Source organism: Duncaniella dubosii (assembly GCF_004803915.1).
GTDB classification, from domain to species: Bacteria; Bacteroidota; Bacteroidia; order Bacteroidales; family Muribaculaceae; genus Duncaniella; species Duncaniella dubosii.
This window is the reverse complement of record NZ_CP039396.1, coordinates 1,687,562-1,704,221: the sequence shown is the minus strand read 5'-3', so window position 1 is coordinate 1,704,221 and position 16,660 is coordinate 1,687,562. Positions and strand designations below refer to the sequence as shown.

Annotated in this window: 18 protein-coding genes; 12 read left to right on the top strand and 6 right to left on the bottom strand. The window is 49.4% G+C overall.

Going from position 1 to position 16,660, the window contains the following annotated elements:
• The first annotated feature begins 56 nt into the window (after nucleotides 1-56).
• The 3 genes from E7747_RS07390 to E7747_RS07380 are packed head-to-tail and all read left to right on the top strand — an operon-like array spanning nucleotide 57 to nucleotide 2,453.
• Nucleotides 57-611 carry a shikimate kinase gene (locus E7747_RS07390; protein WP_136415088.1) on the top strand — a complete coding sequence of 185 codons (555 nt, stop codon included), beginning with the start codon at nucleotides 57-59 and terminating at the stop codon, nucleotides 609-611.
• 5 nt (nucleotides 612-616) lie between these two features.
• Complete coding sequence (locus E7747_RS07385; protein ID WP_123613447.1) at nucleotides 617-1,798, top strand: Rossmann-fold NAD(P)-binding domain-containing protein; 1,182 nt, start codon at nucleotides 617-619, stop codon at nucleotides 1,796-1,798.
• A gap of 10 nt (nucleotides 1,799-1,808) precedes the next feature.
• Nucleotides 1,809-2,453, top strand: a complete 645-nt coding sequence (locus E7747_RS07380) for a ribonuclease H1 domain-containing protein (protein ID WP_136415086.1) — start codon at nucleotides 1,809-1,811, stop codon at nucleotides 2,451-2,453.
• Between the two features lie 303 nt (nucleotides 2,454-2,756).
• Here the strand turns inward: E7747_RS07380 and E7747_RS07375 are convergent, their stop codons facing one another.
• Nucleotides 2,757-3,578 carry a hypothetical protein gene (locus tag E7747_RS07375; RefSeq protein WP_136415084.1) on the bottom strand — a complete coding sequence of 274 codons (822 nt, stop codon included), beginning with the start codon at nucleotides 3,576-3,578 and terminating at the stop codon, nucleotides 2,757-2,759.
• Nucleotides 3,579-3,652: 74 nt separating this feature from the next.
• On the opposite strand from E7747_RS07375, the gene E7747_RS07370 reads away from it, so the two are divergent.
• The 3 genes from E7747_RS07370 (at nucleotide 3,653) to tnpC (ending at nucleotide 6,092) form a co-directional block, all read left to right on the top strand.
• The gene (locus tag E7747_RS07370) at nucleotides 3,653-4,069 is read left to right on the top strand and encodes a hypothetical protein (protein ID WP_136413419.1); all 417 of its coding nucleotides are present in this window, start codon (nucleotides 3,653-3,655) and stop codon (nucleotides 4,067-4,069) included.
• Entirely contained in the window at nucleotides 4,056-4,412 is a 357-nt protein-coding gene (tnpB, locus tag E7747_RS07365; RefSeq protein WP_136413421.1) for an IS66 family insertion sequence element accessory protein TnpB, read from the top strand. The genes E7747_RS07370 and tnpB overlap by 14 nt, the downstream gene beginning before the upstream one ends.
• A 78-nt stretch (nucleotides 4,413-4,490) precedes the next feature.
• On the top strand, nucleotides 4,491-6,092 hold the full coding sequence (gene tnpC, locus E7747_RS07360) for an IS66 family transposase (RefSeq protein ID WP_136413423.1): 1,602 nt from the start codon (nucleotides 4,491-4,493) through the stop codon (nucleotides 6,090-6,092).
• 67 nt (nucleotides 6,093-6,159) lie between these two features.
• On the opposite strand, the gene E7747_RS07355 is transcribed toward tnpC, so the two are convergent.
• The 3 genes from E7747_RS07355 to E7747_RS07345 are packed head-to-tail and all read right to left on the bottom strand — an operon-like array spanning nucleotide 6,160 to nucleotide 8,242.
• Nucleotides 6,160-6,540 (bottom strand): GntR family transcriptional regulator, encoded by a 381-nt coding sequence (locus E7747_RS07355; RefSeq protein ID WP_123613450.1) that lies wholly within the window; start codon nucleotides 6,538-6,540, stop codon nucleotides 6,160-6,162.
• Nucleotides 6,541-6,557: 17 nt separating this feature from the next.
• Nucleotides 6,558-7,388, bottom strand: a complete 831-nt coding sequence (locus E7747_RS07350) for a hypothetical protein (RefSeq protein WP_136415082.1) — start codon at nucleotides 7,386-7,388, stop codon at nucleotides 6,558-6,560.
• 14 nt (nucleotides 7,389-7,402) lie between these two features.
• Entirely contained in the window at nucleotides 7,403-8,242 is an 840-nt protein-coding gene (locus E7747_RS07345; protein ID WP_123613452.1) for an ABC transporter ATP-binding protein, read from the bottom strand.
• Nucleotides 8,243-8,540: 298 nt separating this feature from the next.
• On the opposite strand from E7747_RS07345, the gene E7747_RS07340 reads away from it, so the two are divergent.
• Complete coding sequence (locus E7747_RS07340; RefSeq protein ID WP_136415080.1) at nucleotides 8,541-8,942, top strand: hypothetical protein; 402 nt, start codon at nucleotides 8,541-8,543, stop codon at nucleotides 8,940-8,942.
• Between the two features lie 9 nt (nucleotides 8,943-8,951).
• Nucleotides 8,952-9,662: a TlpA family protein disulfide reductase gene (locus E7747_RS07335; RefSeq protein WP_136415078.1), complete on the top strand. Its 711-nt coding sequence runs from the start codon at nucleotides 8,952-8,954 to the stop codon at nucleotides 9,660-9,662.
• Between the two features lie 450 nt (nucleotides 9,663-10,112).
• Here the strand turns inward: E7747_RS07335 and E7747_RS17480 are convergent, their stop codons facing one another.
• Together E7747_RS17480 and E7747_RS07330 are read right to left on the bottom strand one after the other, a co-directional pair.
• Complete coding sequence (locus E7747_RS17480) at nucleotides 10,113-10,286, bottom strand: hypothetical protein (protein WP_394366324.1); 174 nt, start codon at nucleotides 10,284-10,286, stop codon at nucleotides 10,113-10,115.
• Nucleotides 10,238-10,960, bottom strand: coding sequence for a rhamnogalacturonan acetylesterase (locus tag E7747_RS07330; RefSeq protein ID WP_394366323.1), 723 nt, complete (start codon nucleotides 10,958-10,960; stop codon nucleotides 10,238-10,240). The genes E7747_RS17480 and E7747_RS07330 overlap by 49 nt, the downstream gene beginning before the upstream one ends.
• Before the next feature lie 346 nt (nucleotides 10,961-11,306).
• Between E7747_RS07330 and E7747_RS07325 the strand changes: the two genes are divergently transcribed.
• The 4 genes from E7747_RS07325 (at nucleotide 11,307) to E7747_RS07310 (ending at nucleotide 16,630) form a co-directional block, all read left to right on the top strand.
• Nucleotides 11,307-13,415: a hypothetical protein gene (locus E7747_RS07325; protein ID WP_136415076.1), complete on the top strand. Its 2,109-nt coding sequence runs from the start codon at nucleotides 11,307-11,309 to the stop codon at nucleotides 13,413-13,415.
• A gap of 71 nt (nucleotides 13,416-13,486) precedes the next feature.
• Complete coding sequence (locus E7747_RS07320; RefSeq protein WP_168185275.1) at nucleotides 13,487-14,281, top strand: DUF4450 domain-containing protein; 795 nt, start codon at nucleotides 13,487-13,489, stop codon at nucleotides 14,279-14,281.
• Complete coding sequence (locus E7747_RS07315; protein ID WP_136415073.1) at nucleotides 14,230-15,261, top strand: glucosidase family protein; 1,032 nt, start codon at nucleotides 14,230-14,232, stop codon at nucleotides 15,259-15,261. The genes E7747_RS07320 and E7747_RS07315 overlap by 52 nt, the downstream gene beginning before the upstream one ends.
• An 88-nt stretch (nucleotides 15,262-15,349) precedes the next feature.
• Nucleotides 15,350-16,630, top strand: coding sequence for a hypothetical protein (locus E7747_RS07310; protein WP_136415071.1), 1,281 nt, complete (start codon nucleotides 15,350-15,352; stop codon nucleotides 16,628-16,630).
• Nucleotides 16,631-16,660 lie beyond the last annotated feature (30 nt).

Below are 16,660 nucleotides of genomic sequence, written 5' to 3'. Positions count from 1 at the left end.
GCTGAATTTTTAATTAAATTTGCAATCACCAGAATAATCAGAAGCTGTTTGTTAAGATGAAAACAATATTTCTCATTGGATATATGGGCTGTGGGAAGTCAACTCTCGGAAAAGCTCTGGCACAGCGGTGCGACATTGAGTTCATTGATCTCGATGACTATATCGAAACCCGTGCAGGCAAAAAAATACGTGAAATCTTTGCTGACGAAGGCGAAGCGGCATTCCGCGGAATTGAACGAGAGATGCTCCTCGAAGTCAGTGAAAAATCCAACGTACTTGTGGCGTGTGGCGGCGGGACTCCATGTTTCGGCGACAATATGTCGCTCATGAACAGCCGAGGCATAACAGTGTTGCTCCAGACTTCCCACGAACGTTTGTTCGAACGCCTGAAACGCGGACGTCAAAAACGACCGCTTATAGCTGCACTCACTGACGAGCAGCTTGACGTTTTCATCGAAGAACAACTTGAAAAACGTATGCCTCACTACAGCAAATCAGCTGAAATTTTTGATTCCACTCTGCTCGAAGATGAAAACCAGATAGAGGAAAAATGCAACGCATTCATCAGTCGTTTCAATCTCCCGCGTAAAACACAATCCACCAACTTTTGACAAACATGCTTCAGGATATACCAACCCCTCAGGAACAGCAACAGGAAACTTATACGTCGCACCGAGGTTTCACCATCGGACTGCCTGCATGCGACTATCCTTGCGAACGACGGTTTCCACTGACCCCTGAAGCAGCCGGACAGCTGATCGAGCGCGGATTCCGTGTGAAAATGCAGGAGAACGCGGCACAGTGTATCAACTACACGGACAACAGCTACATGCGTGCAGGAGTAGAAATCGTCACGCGCGACGAGGCTCTGCGCAGCGACATTGTGATACATCTCGCGCCCATGACTGCCACCGATGTCAAAAAGATGAGACGCGGGGCTATGCTTCTGACCCTACTGAAACCATCTGACCAGCACAAAGACGCTATCCGCGAACTGCTCCACAGACATATAATCTCGATTGCTGTCGATCTTGTGGAAGATTCCTGCGGCTGCACGCCGTTTGCCGACATCCTTGCAGAAATCGACGGCCGGGCATCAATCGCAATGGCATCATCACTGCTTGCCGACTCGACACGCGGCAAAGGAATCCTTCTTGGCGGAGTGGCAGGAATAATCCCCTGCGAGACCCTTATTATAGGTTCCGGCATAGCGGCATGCGCTGCCGCCCGGTCGGCAATCGGCCTCGGGGCGACAGTAAGGATGTATGACAACGACGTTTACTCACTACGCCGCGCCCAACAGGAACTCGGACCTTGGATAATCACATCGGCCCTTCATCCGCGCACCCTTGAAAATGCACTGCGAAGTGCGGATGTTGTCGTTGTGACACCGACACGAGAACCTTTTGCGGTGACACGTGAACTGACTGAAATCATGAAACAAGGTGTGCTTGCCTTTGACCTATCATCCGATACAGGCGCGGCTTTCCCGGCAATGATGTCAGTCGATCTGGCCGGAGTGTTTGCTATAAGAAATTCCGCATCCATCCGCGACCGTGTATGCTTCACACATGCAGGGTGTGCCGTCGCCCGTACGGCTGCAATGGCACTCAGCAACACCTTCCTAACCCTGATGAGTTCGATTGTCAGCTGCGAGGGTGTCAGCAACGCCCTAAAACTCTTGCCGGGGATGCAAAAAGCTACGTTCACATTCTTCGGACGCATTGTAAACCCGCAGATTGCACGCGCAATCGGGATGCGCAGTGTCGATATAAGCATTTACCTCACCCTCTCATAACATACCGCAGATGTCACCGAGAAGAAAATTTTATGTCGTGTGGAACGGTTTTGCCACCGGAGTGTTCGACTCATGGGAAGAATGCCAGCTACAGGTCAAGGGCTATCCCGATGCTAAATTCAAAAGTTTCGATTCACAGGAAGCTGCGATCGAAGCCTACCGTGGAGATCCTACAGAGCAGCTTGAACTACTCAAAGCAATAGCAAAAGGAAGAAAAGAAAGCGTTAATTACGAAGCGTTTCCGGAAATCAAACTCGACTCGCTTGCGGTAGATGCGGCATGCTCCAAAAATCCCGGCCCGATGGAATATCAGGGTGTATGGGTACGCACCGGCGAACGAATCTTCCATGTAGGACCTATTGAAGAGGGCACTAACAATATCGGCGAATACCTCGCGCTGGTTCATGGCCTCGCACTCCTTCACAAACAAGGCAAATACTATACACCTATTTATACCGATTCACGTACCGCCCGCTCGTGGGTGCGCAATCGCCAGCCGAAAACCACACTGAAACCGACAGCGAAAAATGCGAAACTGTTCGAACTGATACAACGCGCCACCGCATGGATTCAGACCCACGAAATCACCAACCCAATACTCACATGGGACACTCCGCAGTGGGGTGAAATCCCTGCCGACTTCGGAAGGAAATAGACATCAATCGGCTGTAATCAGAATGTTGAAAGATATAGAACCTGTCAACGTTCAATTATAGAATATTGACAGGTTCTCATTATTATAGTGTCCTATCGAAAATTGCGTTAATCAATGAGTCACTTATGCCACGTTCGTAAGATTATCGGATAAAAGCGGACCGATCCAGACCTTTGCTATGCCTGACTCTTCAGGCTGTATTATGTATGGAGAAAATGTTGTTTTATCGCAGTTTATATATGTTTTCATCCACAGGTCCGCAACCGGTCCGCGATATATCAATCTTCAGTAATTTATTGGCTCTTACTTGTCGCCGACTTGTGTCAGCTCCATTGGCTTGCTGAGGCGTACATTGAGCCTTGCGGTTGAATCCTGAGGTGTCCATAGAACTGTCCCGACATTGGCCTGCTCAATGTTCAGTGTACAGGCGGAGCCATCGCGCTTGCCGCTGACCTCCATCCGTCCGATTCTGCTTCCGTCAGCAGCCTCGACATCCAGCCTGCCTGACGACTGACGTATGTAGGCATATTGAATATGCGTGTCTTTAAGCCAGAGTTCGTTCATACGGCTACTACCGCAACGCAATGTGTCGATTACACAAGATTTCAATATCAACCCCTTGCTATCAACCTTCAGACAGGAGGTTTTGAAATCTTCAATCTCTATTTCTGATTTCTTGTCTTTTATATTCCTGAGCATACCTTCGGGAACAATTATGGTGGCGAGATTCCTGCCGTCAAGCGCAAAACGGACAAACTTCTTAGCAGAATCGGAGTCTGCAAGCCTGCTGAAATCGACTGTGAGACGCAGAGTGTCATTGGCCAAATCACAAACGAAAACATTTCGAAGACTCTTGCAGGTCTTTAAACTCGGCTCTGTGACCGAATCACATTCCCGGATGACAAGGTTGTTCAATTCGCCTGTCAGCAATACGTTTCTCTCTGTATTATGATTAATTATAATCGTTGAGAATCTATCCTGCAAAGGCAACGTGCAGTATTCATCCTCGCCGACAGGGACTTCTTCGTAGGGCTGAAGGAACGAGCGCACAAGGCAGACTCCCCCTATTGTCACTACAAGCCCGGCTATAAAAAGCCCGATAAATATATATGTAGTCTTTTTCATATTCGTACAACCATCCGCGATAGCATATTGACGAACTCCGAAAGAGAGTTGTATCTTTGTCGACAAAAAGAATCATGGGTTATAACAAGTCTTTGTCCGATGTCTATTCAGAGACATGGACGCGTTACAAGAATCAATGCGAGACAGACGGCTATATCGCATTGAACCGTTTCTGTGCCGGTACCGGCGTCAACGTCCAGCGGCTTTATGAGTGGCTTCGGCGCCGCAAAATCAGCATAAGCGATTATCAACGCAGTCTGCCGGAGAGACCGGATTCGTCGCGGGAAGGTGGCGGGCCGTTATTCCGGGAGGTTAAGGTTCCCGGTATTCAGGTTGCGGATGAGAGCCGGGATGTCGGTGCCACCAGTGTCGTGCGTGACGTGCACATCGAACTCGGTTGGGGCCGAGGCGTGAGTCTGGGAGAGATAAGCGCGGAGGGGCTGGCGCTTCTGGTGGATGTCATGACACGCAGGAGTGATGTGGAGTCTTGAGGCGGATATGCGGCTCTGGGTATGCCGGCAGCCGGTATCGATGCGCTACGGCATCCGGGGTCTGGCCCAGATGGTGTGGTCGTGGAAGGGGCATTCTCCGGCATCGGGCGATGTGTATGTGTTTTTCTCAAAGGACCGCAAGACCATGAAGGCGTTGAAATGGGATGGCGACGGATTTTTGATGTACACAAAAAGACTGTCGCGAGGCCGTTTCCGGGAGGTGCTCAAAAAGGGCGATGACGGCGTGCGCAGGCTCCAATGGGACGATTTCTATATGCTGATGAGGGGCCTCACGCCTGTGAAGGTGATGGTCGAAAATCGCTTCAGAATGGCCGTAAAATAAGGCTTAATAATTTGTTAATCAAATAAATAAATGGCGTGGAAAGTTGCAAATGTCAGATATTTTTTGTAACTTTACACCATGAAAAAGAACGAGTTGATAGAGTTTCTGCAACGTCAGATCGAGTTCCTTCAAGGGCGGCTCGACGAGGCGTTGGCCTCTGTCAGCTCGCTTACTTTATCCAATGAAAAGCTGCAGTCGACCAACGAGAAGCTTGTGGCGACTGTAGATGAACTGCGCAAGCAAATGGCCTCAATGGAGGAGGCTATGAAAGGCAAAAGTGCGGAACTGAGCAAAGAGAAAGCCGCGCGTCAGGCAGTGCAGCGTCTGCAGGGCTCGCCGTCGGAGCGTCAGAAGAAACCGGTGACGACTCCTGCCACATCCGAAACTCGACAGCAGAAGCCAGAGAAGAAACGTACCAACAACGGCGCCAAAAGGAAGACGCATCCGGAGTGTGAGGTGGAGACCATTATAGTGGAGCCTGACAGTCCGGACTTCAATCCCGAGGCGGCGACGTTTATCGGCGAGTGCGATGTCGTGCGCTACGTCATGGAGCCGATGCGCTTCAAAAAAATTATCTACAAGGTCAGAAAATACGTGCAGGACGAGAAAATATACAAAGGTTCCGCACCCGCCACACCGCTGCTTAACTCGCAGTATACATCTTCCTTCATAGCCGGACTCGCCGAGCTACGCTATCTCCACTGCATGCCACTTGAAAATGCTGTCGAATACTTCCGTGCCCACGGCTTCGACCTTGACAAAGGCACCGCACAGAAGCTCGTAAGTAAGGTAAGGGTACATCTGGAAAATCTATACAAGGCGCTGGGTCAGGCAATAGTCGCGGACAATTATATCTGCGGTGACGAGACCTATCAGAAAGTGCGGCTGCAGGTGGCAACTCCTTCGGGAAGAAAGATCAAGAAAGGCTACATATGGGTGTTCGTCGGCATGACAACCGGGCTTGTGTACTTCTTCTATGACGACGGCTCCCGCTCGGCCGAAGTCTTCGAGCAACACATAAAAGGCTTCAACGGAGCCTTCCAGTGCGACTATTACTCGGGATACCGGCATATCGGAATCGGTGGGATGAGCGGGATAAAACGCTTGCCATGCCTGCAGCACATCAAGCGAAAGTTTCTCGATCTGAAAGACAATCCAAAGGCGCAGGAAATAGCAAAGCTCTTCGGACTCCTTTACCACTTCGAGCATCAGCACCGCATAGGCAAAGACGGATGGACGGCGGGAAAGCACCTTGAGTGGAGACAACGATACTCCAAGGTGATGCTCGAGAAAATCCGCATGAGACTGACAGCAGTCAAAGACCGCATCGGCGTGCCACCCGACGACCCGCTGCTCGCCGCCACCGAACATGCACTCAAACAATGGGACGAGATACCACGCATCTTTGCCTCACCCACCTACAGACTCGACAACAACGAAGTCGAGCGAATCAACCGCTACATATCCCTGACCCGTCGCCGACTTACAATCGGCTCCCACTCCGGAGCCGAAGCCGCCGCCCTGTACCACTCTCTTGCGATCACCTGCCACCGCTGCGGAGTCAACGTCTTCGACTACTTCTGCGACATAATCGACCGATGTGCCGCATGGCCGCCAAACACCCCGATCGAAAAATACCGCGACCTGCTTCCCGACCGCTGGAAACTCTCACAAAAATAGCCGCCCAAAACCTGGACGGCTATTTTTTTAAGCTATACCTGCTGTCGCGGACGGTTGTACTCATATTCTAATTGTTGCTTAATAGCTTGGCTAAATATTGTTCAAACATTGACTTGAGCTCATCGGGCGAAACACCGAGCAGATTGAGCTGATGGAAGAACGACGGCATTTCGCCTTCGATAAACGTCTCCTTGCGTAGCTCCGATATTACATGGGGAGCATCGTCGGTGATAAAGAATCCGATTCCACGGCGGTTGAAAATTACTCCTTGACGTTCGAGATATTCATAACTTCTCATGATTGTATTGGCGTTTACTTCAAGAGTCGAGGCATATTCTCGCACCGATGGAATGCGTGCGCCCGGAAGAATCGTACCGAGCAGAATATCGTCGCTAATCTTATCGGCGATCTGTAGATATATGGCCTTGTTGTTTTCTTTGAATTTCATAGGCATTCGATTTTGGCCTACCAGCGGTTGATTGTTTCGGCCTCACGGAAGCGCCTGTAGGTCAGCCAGTAGTTAATTACTGCAACAATAATAGCAAATGCGTCTGCCACATATAATAACCTGTCATCGTTGAGGAATTCAGGCCCGCTATAATATAAATGTGTATCACCATCCGATATATCTAACAGCGAAACAAACCATATTCCAATCCAGACATAGATAAAACAGATCGCAATCATACACACAAATGTCCTCAGCGCTGAATTTTTGGGCCAGACGATGGAACCAAGCAGAAAAAATGACTGGCCAGCAAGAAAATAAAACAACGAATGGAATGCAAGCCTGTTGACAAATCCTATATCAGTCGTCTGGTGAAAAAGAATTTTAGTGACATTCACCGGCCTCACCTCAATGTCAAACATCCAATATGAGCTATATACGCGAATCCAGTCGGCAACGTATGCTATGAGACAGAAAATCAGAATATAGACCGGGACTGCAATCAGCCACTTTATGGCAAATTTCTCAAACTGAGATGCAGGAGTCATGAGTGTTGACAGCGCGCCGGGGGACGTGGCCATGCGTTTGAACGAGTAAGCTGCAACGTAAGCGCCACAGATTAGAAACACAACGGTAATCCATCCTAAAAAATTTTCGATGCTCCACGACGAATAGCATTCAGGCTGGATTCCATTATGATGGCTTCCCCGGGCGACAAGCAGACTGATGATTACAAGCAGCCCGAAAATACCGGCCCAAAAAAGCGCGATCTGTCGCCAATTCTCCTGAAGTTCCTTTCTGACCAGCAATGACATGCGGCCGAAACTAAAAAACTGATTTGTATTCATGTCCAGCGGGAGTATTAACGGTTAAACATATCTTTAAGGAGAGCCCCCTTCAAAAGCGAGAGCTCGAAAAGCGATTCGAGGTTAAGCTCGGTCTCGGAGTCATCGTCGTTGACAAGAACGACATTAGTACCTTCAAACGAAGGCTGAGCATAGAGAGCTGACTCAATAATCTCACGGGAGTCTGTGTTGAAGAATTTCAGACGGGCTGTAATCTCGTCAATACGGCGGTTGAGAAGCACCTGTGAATCATTCATTATAATCACACGGTCGAGCAGACGGTCCACATCCCTCACCTGATGTGTCGAAATGATTATAGCGCGTTCATCGGTCATATTACCGGCAATGAAACGGCGGAACGCACTCTTGCCCGGAATATCCAATCCATTGGTCGGCTCATCCATGAGGAGCAGAGACGTGTTGCATGCAAGAGCGAAACTCATGAAAGCTTTCTTTTTCTGACCCATTGACAAAGCACCGAGATTGAGATCGGCCGACATTCCGAATATGTCAAGATGACGGCGCAAATCCTCATCGGAATAGTTTGGATAGAACCTTGCGTTGGCCTTTACGTAGTCGCCAAGCGATATTCGTGGAAGAGTGAACTCTTCGGGAACGATAAAAATATCGGACAACACAGAGGGGAGACGCAGACGAGTATTTAACCCGCGGAAAAGCACGCTACCCGACTTGGGGGTCAGGAGGCCGGCAATCAGATACAGAAGCGTTGATTTACCCGCCCCATTACGGCCGAGCAGACCGTAGACACCACCGGCCTCGACATCCAGTGAGAAGTCATCGAGTACCGGACGCGATTTGCGGCGATAGGAGAAAGTTATATTTTCGACTTTAAGCATATTGGTGTATTAGTATAATAGTACGCCGCAAAAGTAGACTCAATTTTTGAACCATGCAAATTTTTGACAAAAAATTTTTATTTCACCGTTTTCATGACGGATTTCACACTCATTTCATAAGTAAACAACCAAAAACAACGATTTTACAATTAAAAACATCACATTTCCGACTAAAAACACTATATTTGCATTGTAATACCTCTTGTGAAGGCGATACAAACCATCTAAACATCAATCTTTCCGACCAATCTTAACCAAATAGACTATCTCTCAGTAAAAATCAACAAAAAATTTAACCATGAACCTCCCTCTCAACCTTCGATTGTTAATGGCCTTGACCGTTGCAACAGTTACCGGGACATCTGTCTCCGTTGCAGCAGTGCTGCGTGTTGTGTTCAAGCATGAATGCCCTGAAAGAATCATCGTCGAGCGCAGACTCACCGACCGAGACAATCCGCAGTCGAGCCACTTCTTTCGAGATACGGTCAACGTTACCGACTCAATAGTGAAACTACGTCTCAACATAAGCCAGCCATATATCATTTCAGTTAAAAATCCCGCTTCATTACGCACGGGCTCACTACCAGTCACACTCGGTATCGACGATGAAATGACTCTGACCGTTGACTCAATATTGGAATACGGAAGATATAGCGGGACTCAGTTTGTCGATAGTCTCGACTCATTTTCACGGCAGTAATATGAGTTCTTGGCTAAAAACAATCAGCCATCATACAATCGGCTTAAGAATAGCAGTGCCCTCGACAGCTTTCTGACGACATTTGCCTTATCCCATCTCGACTCCCCGATCGGAGTAATCGCACTCCTCCACGCATCCGACTCCATTCAGGCAAAATATTTCGACGAACTTTCACCAGACCTTGAAAACAGCATTGTCGCCAACCAGTATGCCGAACTGCGTTACAGAGTCCGGAAAACAGAAGCAGTAATAAACGCACGTGCAAATATGACCGTAGGCAAAATCATGCCAGACTTCGCGCTCCCCGACTCCGCAGGACGACGAATCTCACTCGAATCTTTACGCGGGAAATGGGTACTTATTGATTTCTTGGCTACATGGTGTGGTGTATGCCTGCGAGGCTTCCCCGACCTCCGTCAATTTTCAGAAGAATGCGGTGACCGGTGCACAGTCGTGACCATCAACATAGATGACCGGGAGGAAATATGGCGCCCGTTTATAGCCCAACGTGATATGCCTTGGATCAATCTGCTCAACGACACAACAGACCATACAGAAGCAAATCCCGTCAAGGCTTTAGGCATAAATGCCATACCTGTGACAGTCCTTATTGACCCTGAGGGTAAAATCACGGCAATACAACGTGGTGCAGACCCGGAATTTTTACCGAAAATAAAGCATTTAATATCCTCCGGCAGTAGCCATAATGCCGGTTTATAATTGTTTTTAATTAGTATTCAAGCCGAAATACAATGAAATTACTTAAATTTAGGTATGGTAAGAGCAGGAATCCAGTAGTAATTTTGCATCATGTAAATGACACATTTCCGAATGCTCATTTACGATAGATAATTCATACGAAATTGAAGATAATTTATACGAAATTTGATAAAAAACACTTGGACAATACAAGGCATGCTCAAGCAGAATCAGATCTGCTTAAAAAGCTGGCTTCTGTAATCTATTTTTGAAATTGATGCTATTGTTTAAAACGGCGTGGCCGATGGTTGTGAAACCCTCTTCCACGCCGGTTTTTTATTGTCATTAGCTAATCAGGGGAAACTCCGGTCTGAACGGACAGCACTATAATATAAACGCCCCAATCCTGCATTCAGACCATCGCAGGAATGGGGCTTGTTGGGTCATAGGACCGTGTATCGCAACCGGCTGTTACTTGTTCAGATTGTATACGGTGCGACGGATGTATGGCTTAAGCGCCGGCACTTTCTCGGCAAGCGCATTGACCGCAAGGCGCGACACCACTATGCCGCCATACACATTAAGATGTGTATTGTCTATGCGTCCGTTGGGCGCGAATTCATATTTTCCGACAGGCATCCACATGAAAAGATCCTTAGAGCTGTCTTTTCCAAGCCCTGCACAAGTTCATGCGTAAGAGTGTTCATGTCGACAAACACCACACCCATCTCCTCGGCTACATTCTTAGGAGCTATGCGGTAGTCACCGTGAGTGTCCACAAGCGTATCGCCTTCGGCCGGATAATTTTCAAGACCTTTTTTCCAAGTTTTCTGACGGTCATCGGTCTGTGCGGCAGCAATGCCGTTGGCAGGGAAATTACGGCGCACGATAGAATTCATCAGAATCGGTGTGCCGCCTTTCTCGCGTGTCTCGTTTACAAACTTCTTAAGATTGGCATCGAAAGTCGAGCCGGGAACAGTGTAGCGGTCAGGACTTTTAGCTTTCTCATCGTTGTGACCGAACTGGATGATCACATAATCACCCGGACGGATCTGTTCGCGCACTTTCTCCCAACGACCTTCGTCAATAAAGCTCTTTGAGCTGCGACCGTTGACTGCGTGGTTGTCAACCTTGATGGCACCTTCGAGATAGATTGGCAGCATCTGTCCCCAGCCACGCTCCTGATTCTCTTTGTCGAGAGGCTTGTTGGCCATGGTAGAGTCACCGATCATAAAAACTGTGATAGTGTCAGCGGGCACTTGCGCAAAAGCCATGACAGGCAGCGCCAATGCAAGAAGCAATGATGAAATAAATTTCATGATAGCGAATTATTGTTTAAGGTATTTTTGATTAATATTACGCAACGACAATCATTCCGCTGCAAGCATCTGCAAATTTAGACATAATATCTGTTTTAAGATTAAACCTTAGGTCTGACACAGTCTTTTCATTAATCTTTTTTAACCTTAAACGGCCATGAATCGGCATTGCCGCTTTAACCGTGAACCATGTTCATTCATTAATCATGCTATATCAATCCGCTCTGACCGATAGCAATCCGGGCGTGTGATTTGATTTCTTTTGGGATAAGTGTTAACTTTGCGAAAAATATCATTATTGCATTGCAATTTTGCCTTAAACTGACCATCATAGACTTCAATACCGATGACATTCAAGAACTTACTTTATGCTGCAACGCTCACTCTTCCGTTGCAGGGATTCGTGGCATGCCAGAACGCCTCTGCTGCCATTGACCGTCAGGCTCTTGTAGAGCGAAACAATCCACACGTCACTGCAATCGACACTATGGCCTCGCTCTCGGTGGGCAACGGCGAGTTTGCTGTGACTGTCGATGTGACCGGCCTGCAATCGTTCCCCGGACTCTACAGCAAAGGCGTGCCTTTAGGTACACAGAGTCAGTGGGGATGGCACAGTTTCCCTAACCCGAAAGACCTTAAATTTGAGGAAACACTCAAAGATTATGACTTCGGACGCGGACGCATGGAGCCTTACTCAGTGCAGTTCAAGGAAAAAGGACGCAACAATGACGCCGCCAACTGGTATCGCGTAAATCCTCATCGCCTCCATCTCGGCGCACTCGGATTTGCCGGTCTCAATCCCGAACAGATTTCGGACATAGACCAGACGCTCGATATGTGGAACGGCGAAATTCGCTCCGACTTCAAGGTCGACGGAGCGCCGGTGAGTGTCCGCACCTATGTTCACCCCGAAAAAGACATGGTTGCCGCCACCATCAAATCAGAAAAACGTCTTACTGTCGCACTCCGTCTCCCCTACCCGACAGGAGGCCACTGCGACGACGCTTGCAACTGGAATGCAGACTCTCTCCATGTGACAGAAATCATAGCCTCTGACGCCAACCACGCACTCCTGCGCCACAGCCTTGATTCGACATCTTATTATATCAATCTCGCATGGACCGGCGCTGAGACACCTGTAATGACAGGACGAAACACTGCGACTATAACCCCGACCGCCGACGAATGGACAATCACTGCCACATTCTCGCCTGAAGCCACAGACAACACCAATCCTACCGCTTCAGAAACCCGCGAAGCAGCTTCAGCCTACTGGACCGGCTTCTGGAAGAATGGCGGTGTTGTCGACTTCAGCAACTGTACAGACCCTCGCGCATCGGAACTCGAACGCCGTGTCGTACTCTCACAATATCTCCTTGCAATCCAATGTGCAGGCTCGACACCTCCTCAGGAAACCGGACTCACCTACAACTCATGGTTCGGAAAATTCCACATGGAAATGATCTGGTGGCATCAGGCTCAGTTCGCCCTATGGGGACATCAAGACCTCCTCAACCGCACACTTCCTTGGTATGAAAGCTCTGCCGATGTGGCTCGCAGCATCGCTGAACGCCAAGGCTTCAAAGGTCTACGCTGGATGAAGATGACCGATCCCTCAGGCATCGAAGCCCCCTCAAAGGTAGGCTCATTCCTCATCTGGCAGCAGCCCCATCTGATCTATCTCGCCGAACTTCTCTACCGTGCCGATAATGACTCCACAGTGGTCGACCGCTATTACGACCTTGTACAAGGTACTGCCGAATTCATGGCTGACTTTGCCGACAAGGATTCACTCGGCCGGTACACGCTCAAAGGCATTATCCCCGCACAGGAAACACTTCGCGCAGCCGAAACAGTCAATCCTCCTTTCGAGCTGTCATACTGGCACTTTGCGCTCAACACAGCTCAGAAGTGGCGCGAACGCAAGGGTCAGCCACGCGTAGCTGAATGGGATGAGATCATTGCAAATCTCTCACCGCTCGCAGCAAAAGACAGCCTCTATCTCGCGGCAGAGACTGCGCCCGAAACCTACAGCGACATCCGCCTGACATCAGACCACATGGCCGTGCTCGCAGCCGTCGGCATCCTGCCTCACTCTCCGCTGGTAAAACCCGACATCATGGACAATACCTTCGACTGGGTATACGATAATTGGAACTGGGACAAGACTTGGGGCTGGGACTACCCGACAACAGCCATGAACGCGGTTCGTCTCGGACATCCTGAAAAGGCGATCAACGCCCTGCTCATGGACAAGCGCACCAATACTTATCTCCCCAACGGACACAATTATCAGGATGACCGTCTGCGCTGCTATCTTCCCGGCAACGGAGGACTGCTCACAGCTGTCGCTCTCATGTGTGCCGGATGGGACGGATGTGAGGTAGAGAATCCCGGTTTCCCCAAGGACGGAACTTGGGATGTCCGCTGGGAAGGCATCAAGCCTCTTCCCTAATCAGGAGATATTCGTCATAACTCATGTTCCATGCACTCAGAATCAAAACGATTTCATCAATACCACCACTCTTGAAATTAACAATCAATTTTAAACAGATTCTTACAAGCGCAATCCTTCTTGCAGCCACAGGATATGTGGCTGCAAGAAGCGAAATGCGTCCGAGCCACTACGTTGCCGATGGCAATTCGGCCATAACAGTCAACGGTCAGGCAAAATTCAACCGTGCTCTCTACGGCGCACATAGCGGATTCCGTATTGATTGCTCCGACACTCCTGAGTTCGGCATCTATCTCCCGCGAATGGGTGGCAATCTATGCCTGACCCTCCCTGAAGGGAAATGTACCGCCCGCTACACACCGGGCCGTATGGATTATGAACAGGGCGGCGTTAAGGTCGAAGCTCAGGTGATGCGAAGCGAGGACATGGCTCTCTGGGCAATCACAAACACGACCAATAAAACAGCCAGTATCCCCGTGCGTTTCGGAGGTGTCGCTGACAAGAAATTCTATCGTGAAGGTGACCTCGGAGTGGATGATCCCACATGTTTTGACCTAAAACCTGAATATTGCACAGGAAATGTCTATACCGTAAAAGGAGATAAAATAAACATCGAGTATGGCAAAAAACAACGCTCGACCCTCACGCTTGTAATCCCTGCAAAAAGTTATAAAATCACAGACCTCCCATCATACGAAGGCACACTCTCCATCAAACCCGGGAAAAAAGTATATCTCGCACTTTTCCCTGCGTCCGACGCGCCTAAAGCGTCTCTCGAATCTCTTTTCAAAAAGCGGAAAACGAACGTGAACAATTGGCCTCAAGCGTCACATTCAAGACTCCCGACGAATGGCTCAATCCGATAGGCGGAGCGCTCGCAGTAGCAGCCGACGGAATCTGGAGTGGACAGGCTTGGCTTCATGGTTCTATCGGATGGCGCACTCCTCATCTTGGATGGCGCGGTGCTTACGTCGGTAATGCCGTAGGCCGTCATGACCGTGCGCTTACCCACCTCAACACCTACGCTTCAAACCAGATTACCGACATTCCGGCCGTTCTTTCCCACCCGCGTCAGGACTCCGTGCTAAACCTTGCACGGGCCGAAAAAAAATGGGGCACCCCAATGTATAGCAACGGCTACATCTGCCGCCGCCCCAGAAAGAAGGACGAAATGTCGCACTATGACATGAACCTCGTATACATTGACGCTATGCTGCGACATTTCCGTCACACAGGCGACAAAGAGGCCATGCAATCGCTATTCCCCGTGATTAAACGACATCTTGAATGGGAAAAACTCAACTTTGATCCCGACGGCGACCATCTTTATGACGCATATTGCTGCATCTGGGCGAGCGATGCCCTTTATTACAGCGGCGGTGCGGTAACACATTCATCGGCCTACAACATGTTTGCAAACCGTCTGGCAGCACAGGTAGCCGAAGCCATCGGAGAAAATCCCGAACCATACCGACGCGAAGCGGAAGCGATAGCCGAAGCTATTGATTCGAACCTGTGGATGTCCGACCGTGGGCATTGGGCCGAATATCGCGATGCAGGAGGCAAACAGCGTCTACATCCTTCTCCGGCTGTATGGACAATCTATCACGCAATCGACTCTGAAATCGCCGATAAATTCAAAAACTACGCAGCTACGTGCTACATTGACCGTGAGATCCCCACATACCGGTCGAAGGCGAAGGGGTGGACAGCGGTCTCTACACCATCTCCACCACAAACTGGAAACCATATTCATGGAGCATCAATAATGTTGCTATCGCTGAAGTCATGCACACAGCTCTTGCCTATTGGCAGGCAGGACGTTCCGACGAAGCATATAAGCTGATGAAAGCCGTGGCAATGGACAACATGTATCTTGGGGCATCACCTCTAAATTTCGGACAGATCAGCCACTACGATGCCGCCCGAGGGGAATGCTACAGAGATTTTGCAGACCCGATAGGAGTCTGGAGCCGCGCATTGACCGAAGGTCTTTTCGGTGTTCGCCCCGACCTGCTGGCCAAAAATCCTGCTGTCGCACTTATTCGGGATTCCCTTCAGAGTGGAATGAAGCGTCGGTAACACTGCCCGACATCTCGTATTCATTCAAGCGTGACGGCAGACGGTCGGTATATAAAATCAATAACCGCTATGGGAAAAACTCGTCGTTAAAGCTAACCATTCCGGCTAAGGGCATAAAAAGCGTAAAAGTCAACGGCAGTGAAACGGCATGGGACGCAGAAACTGATGCAATCGGCTCTCCGCGTATCACTGTCAATGGCGGTACGGCCACCGATCTCACAATTGAAATAATCGAGGCAGACTCATTCACGCCGTCTCCGACAGGACGACTCCATACAGAAGGCCCTGTAACATTCCGCGAGATGAACGCCGGAAATTTATCATGGTGGATGCCTGAAGTAAATGCACTGTCTCCTTCTGTCGCTGTTCCGGCAAACGGATTTAACGACATCCGCAACGGCCTTTGCGAACCGATCGATCTCACCGCTTCATATAATGCATCTGTAACAGATATATTCCGCAACGAATACCTTTCGCCCCGTCCTAATGTCACTACACTCCAGCTCCCGAAGCAAGGCATAGGCGAATGGTGTCATCCCAAGCTTACTGCGGAAATCGACGACTCCGGCCTCCGCTCACGACTCGCAAAAGACAGTGGCATTCTGAAAACCGAGAGTGGCATACCTTTTGCCCTCCCTGCAGAGGGAAGCAACATACTATTTACTTCACTTTGGGACAACTATCCTGACAGTGCGAAAATCAGCCTTTCGGGCCGGGCATCACATCTCTACCTGCTCATGGCCGGTTCGACAAACCACATGCAATGGGGTATGGAAAACGGAAGACTCCGTGTCAGATATACAGACGGGACAGAAAGTGTCACACCACTCATCAATCCCCACAACTGGGCACCGATAGAACTTGATTTCTATCACGACGATTATGCCTTCGCACAAGCTCCCGGGGCGTTACCGCCCTATCGTCTTCATCTGAAGACAGGACGCATGAGCCGTACTCTCGGCGCCGAACTCGGCATAAAAGGTGTCGGCGACAGATTCATTGAAGGCGGAGCAGGCATCGTCCTTGACATGCCCGTGGATTCGTCACGAGAACTGTCATCTCTATCTCTTGAGACTCTTTCCGGCGATGTGGTCATCGGCCTGATGGGACTGACCATCCAGCGTGCAGAATAACTGATTAAAAACTTTCTGACTATCAATTCG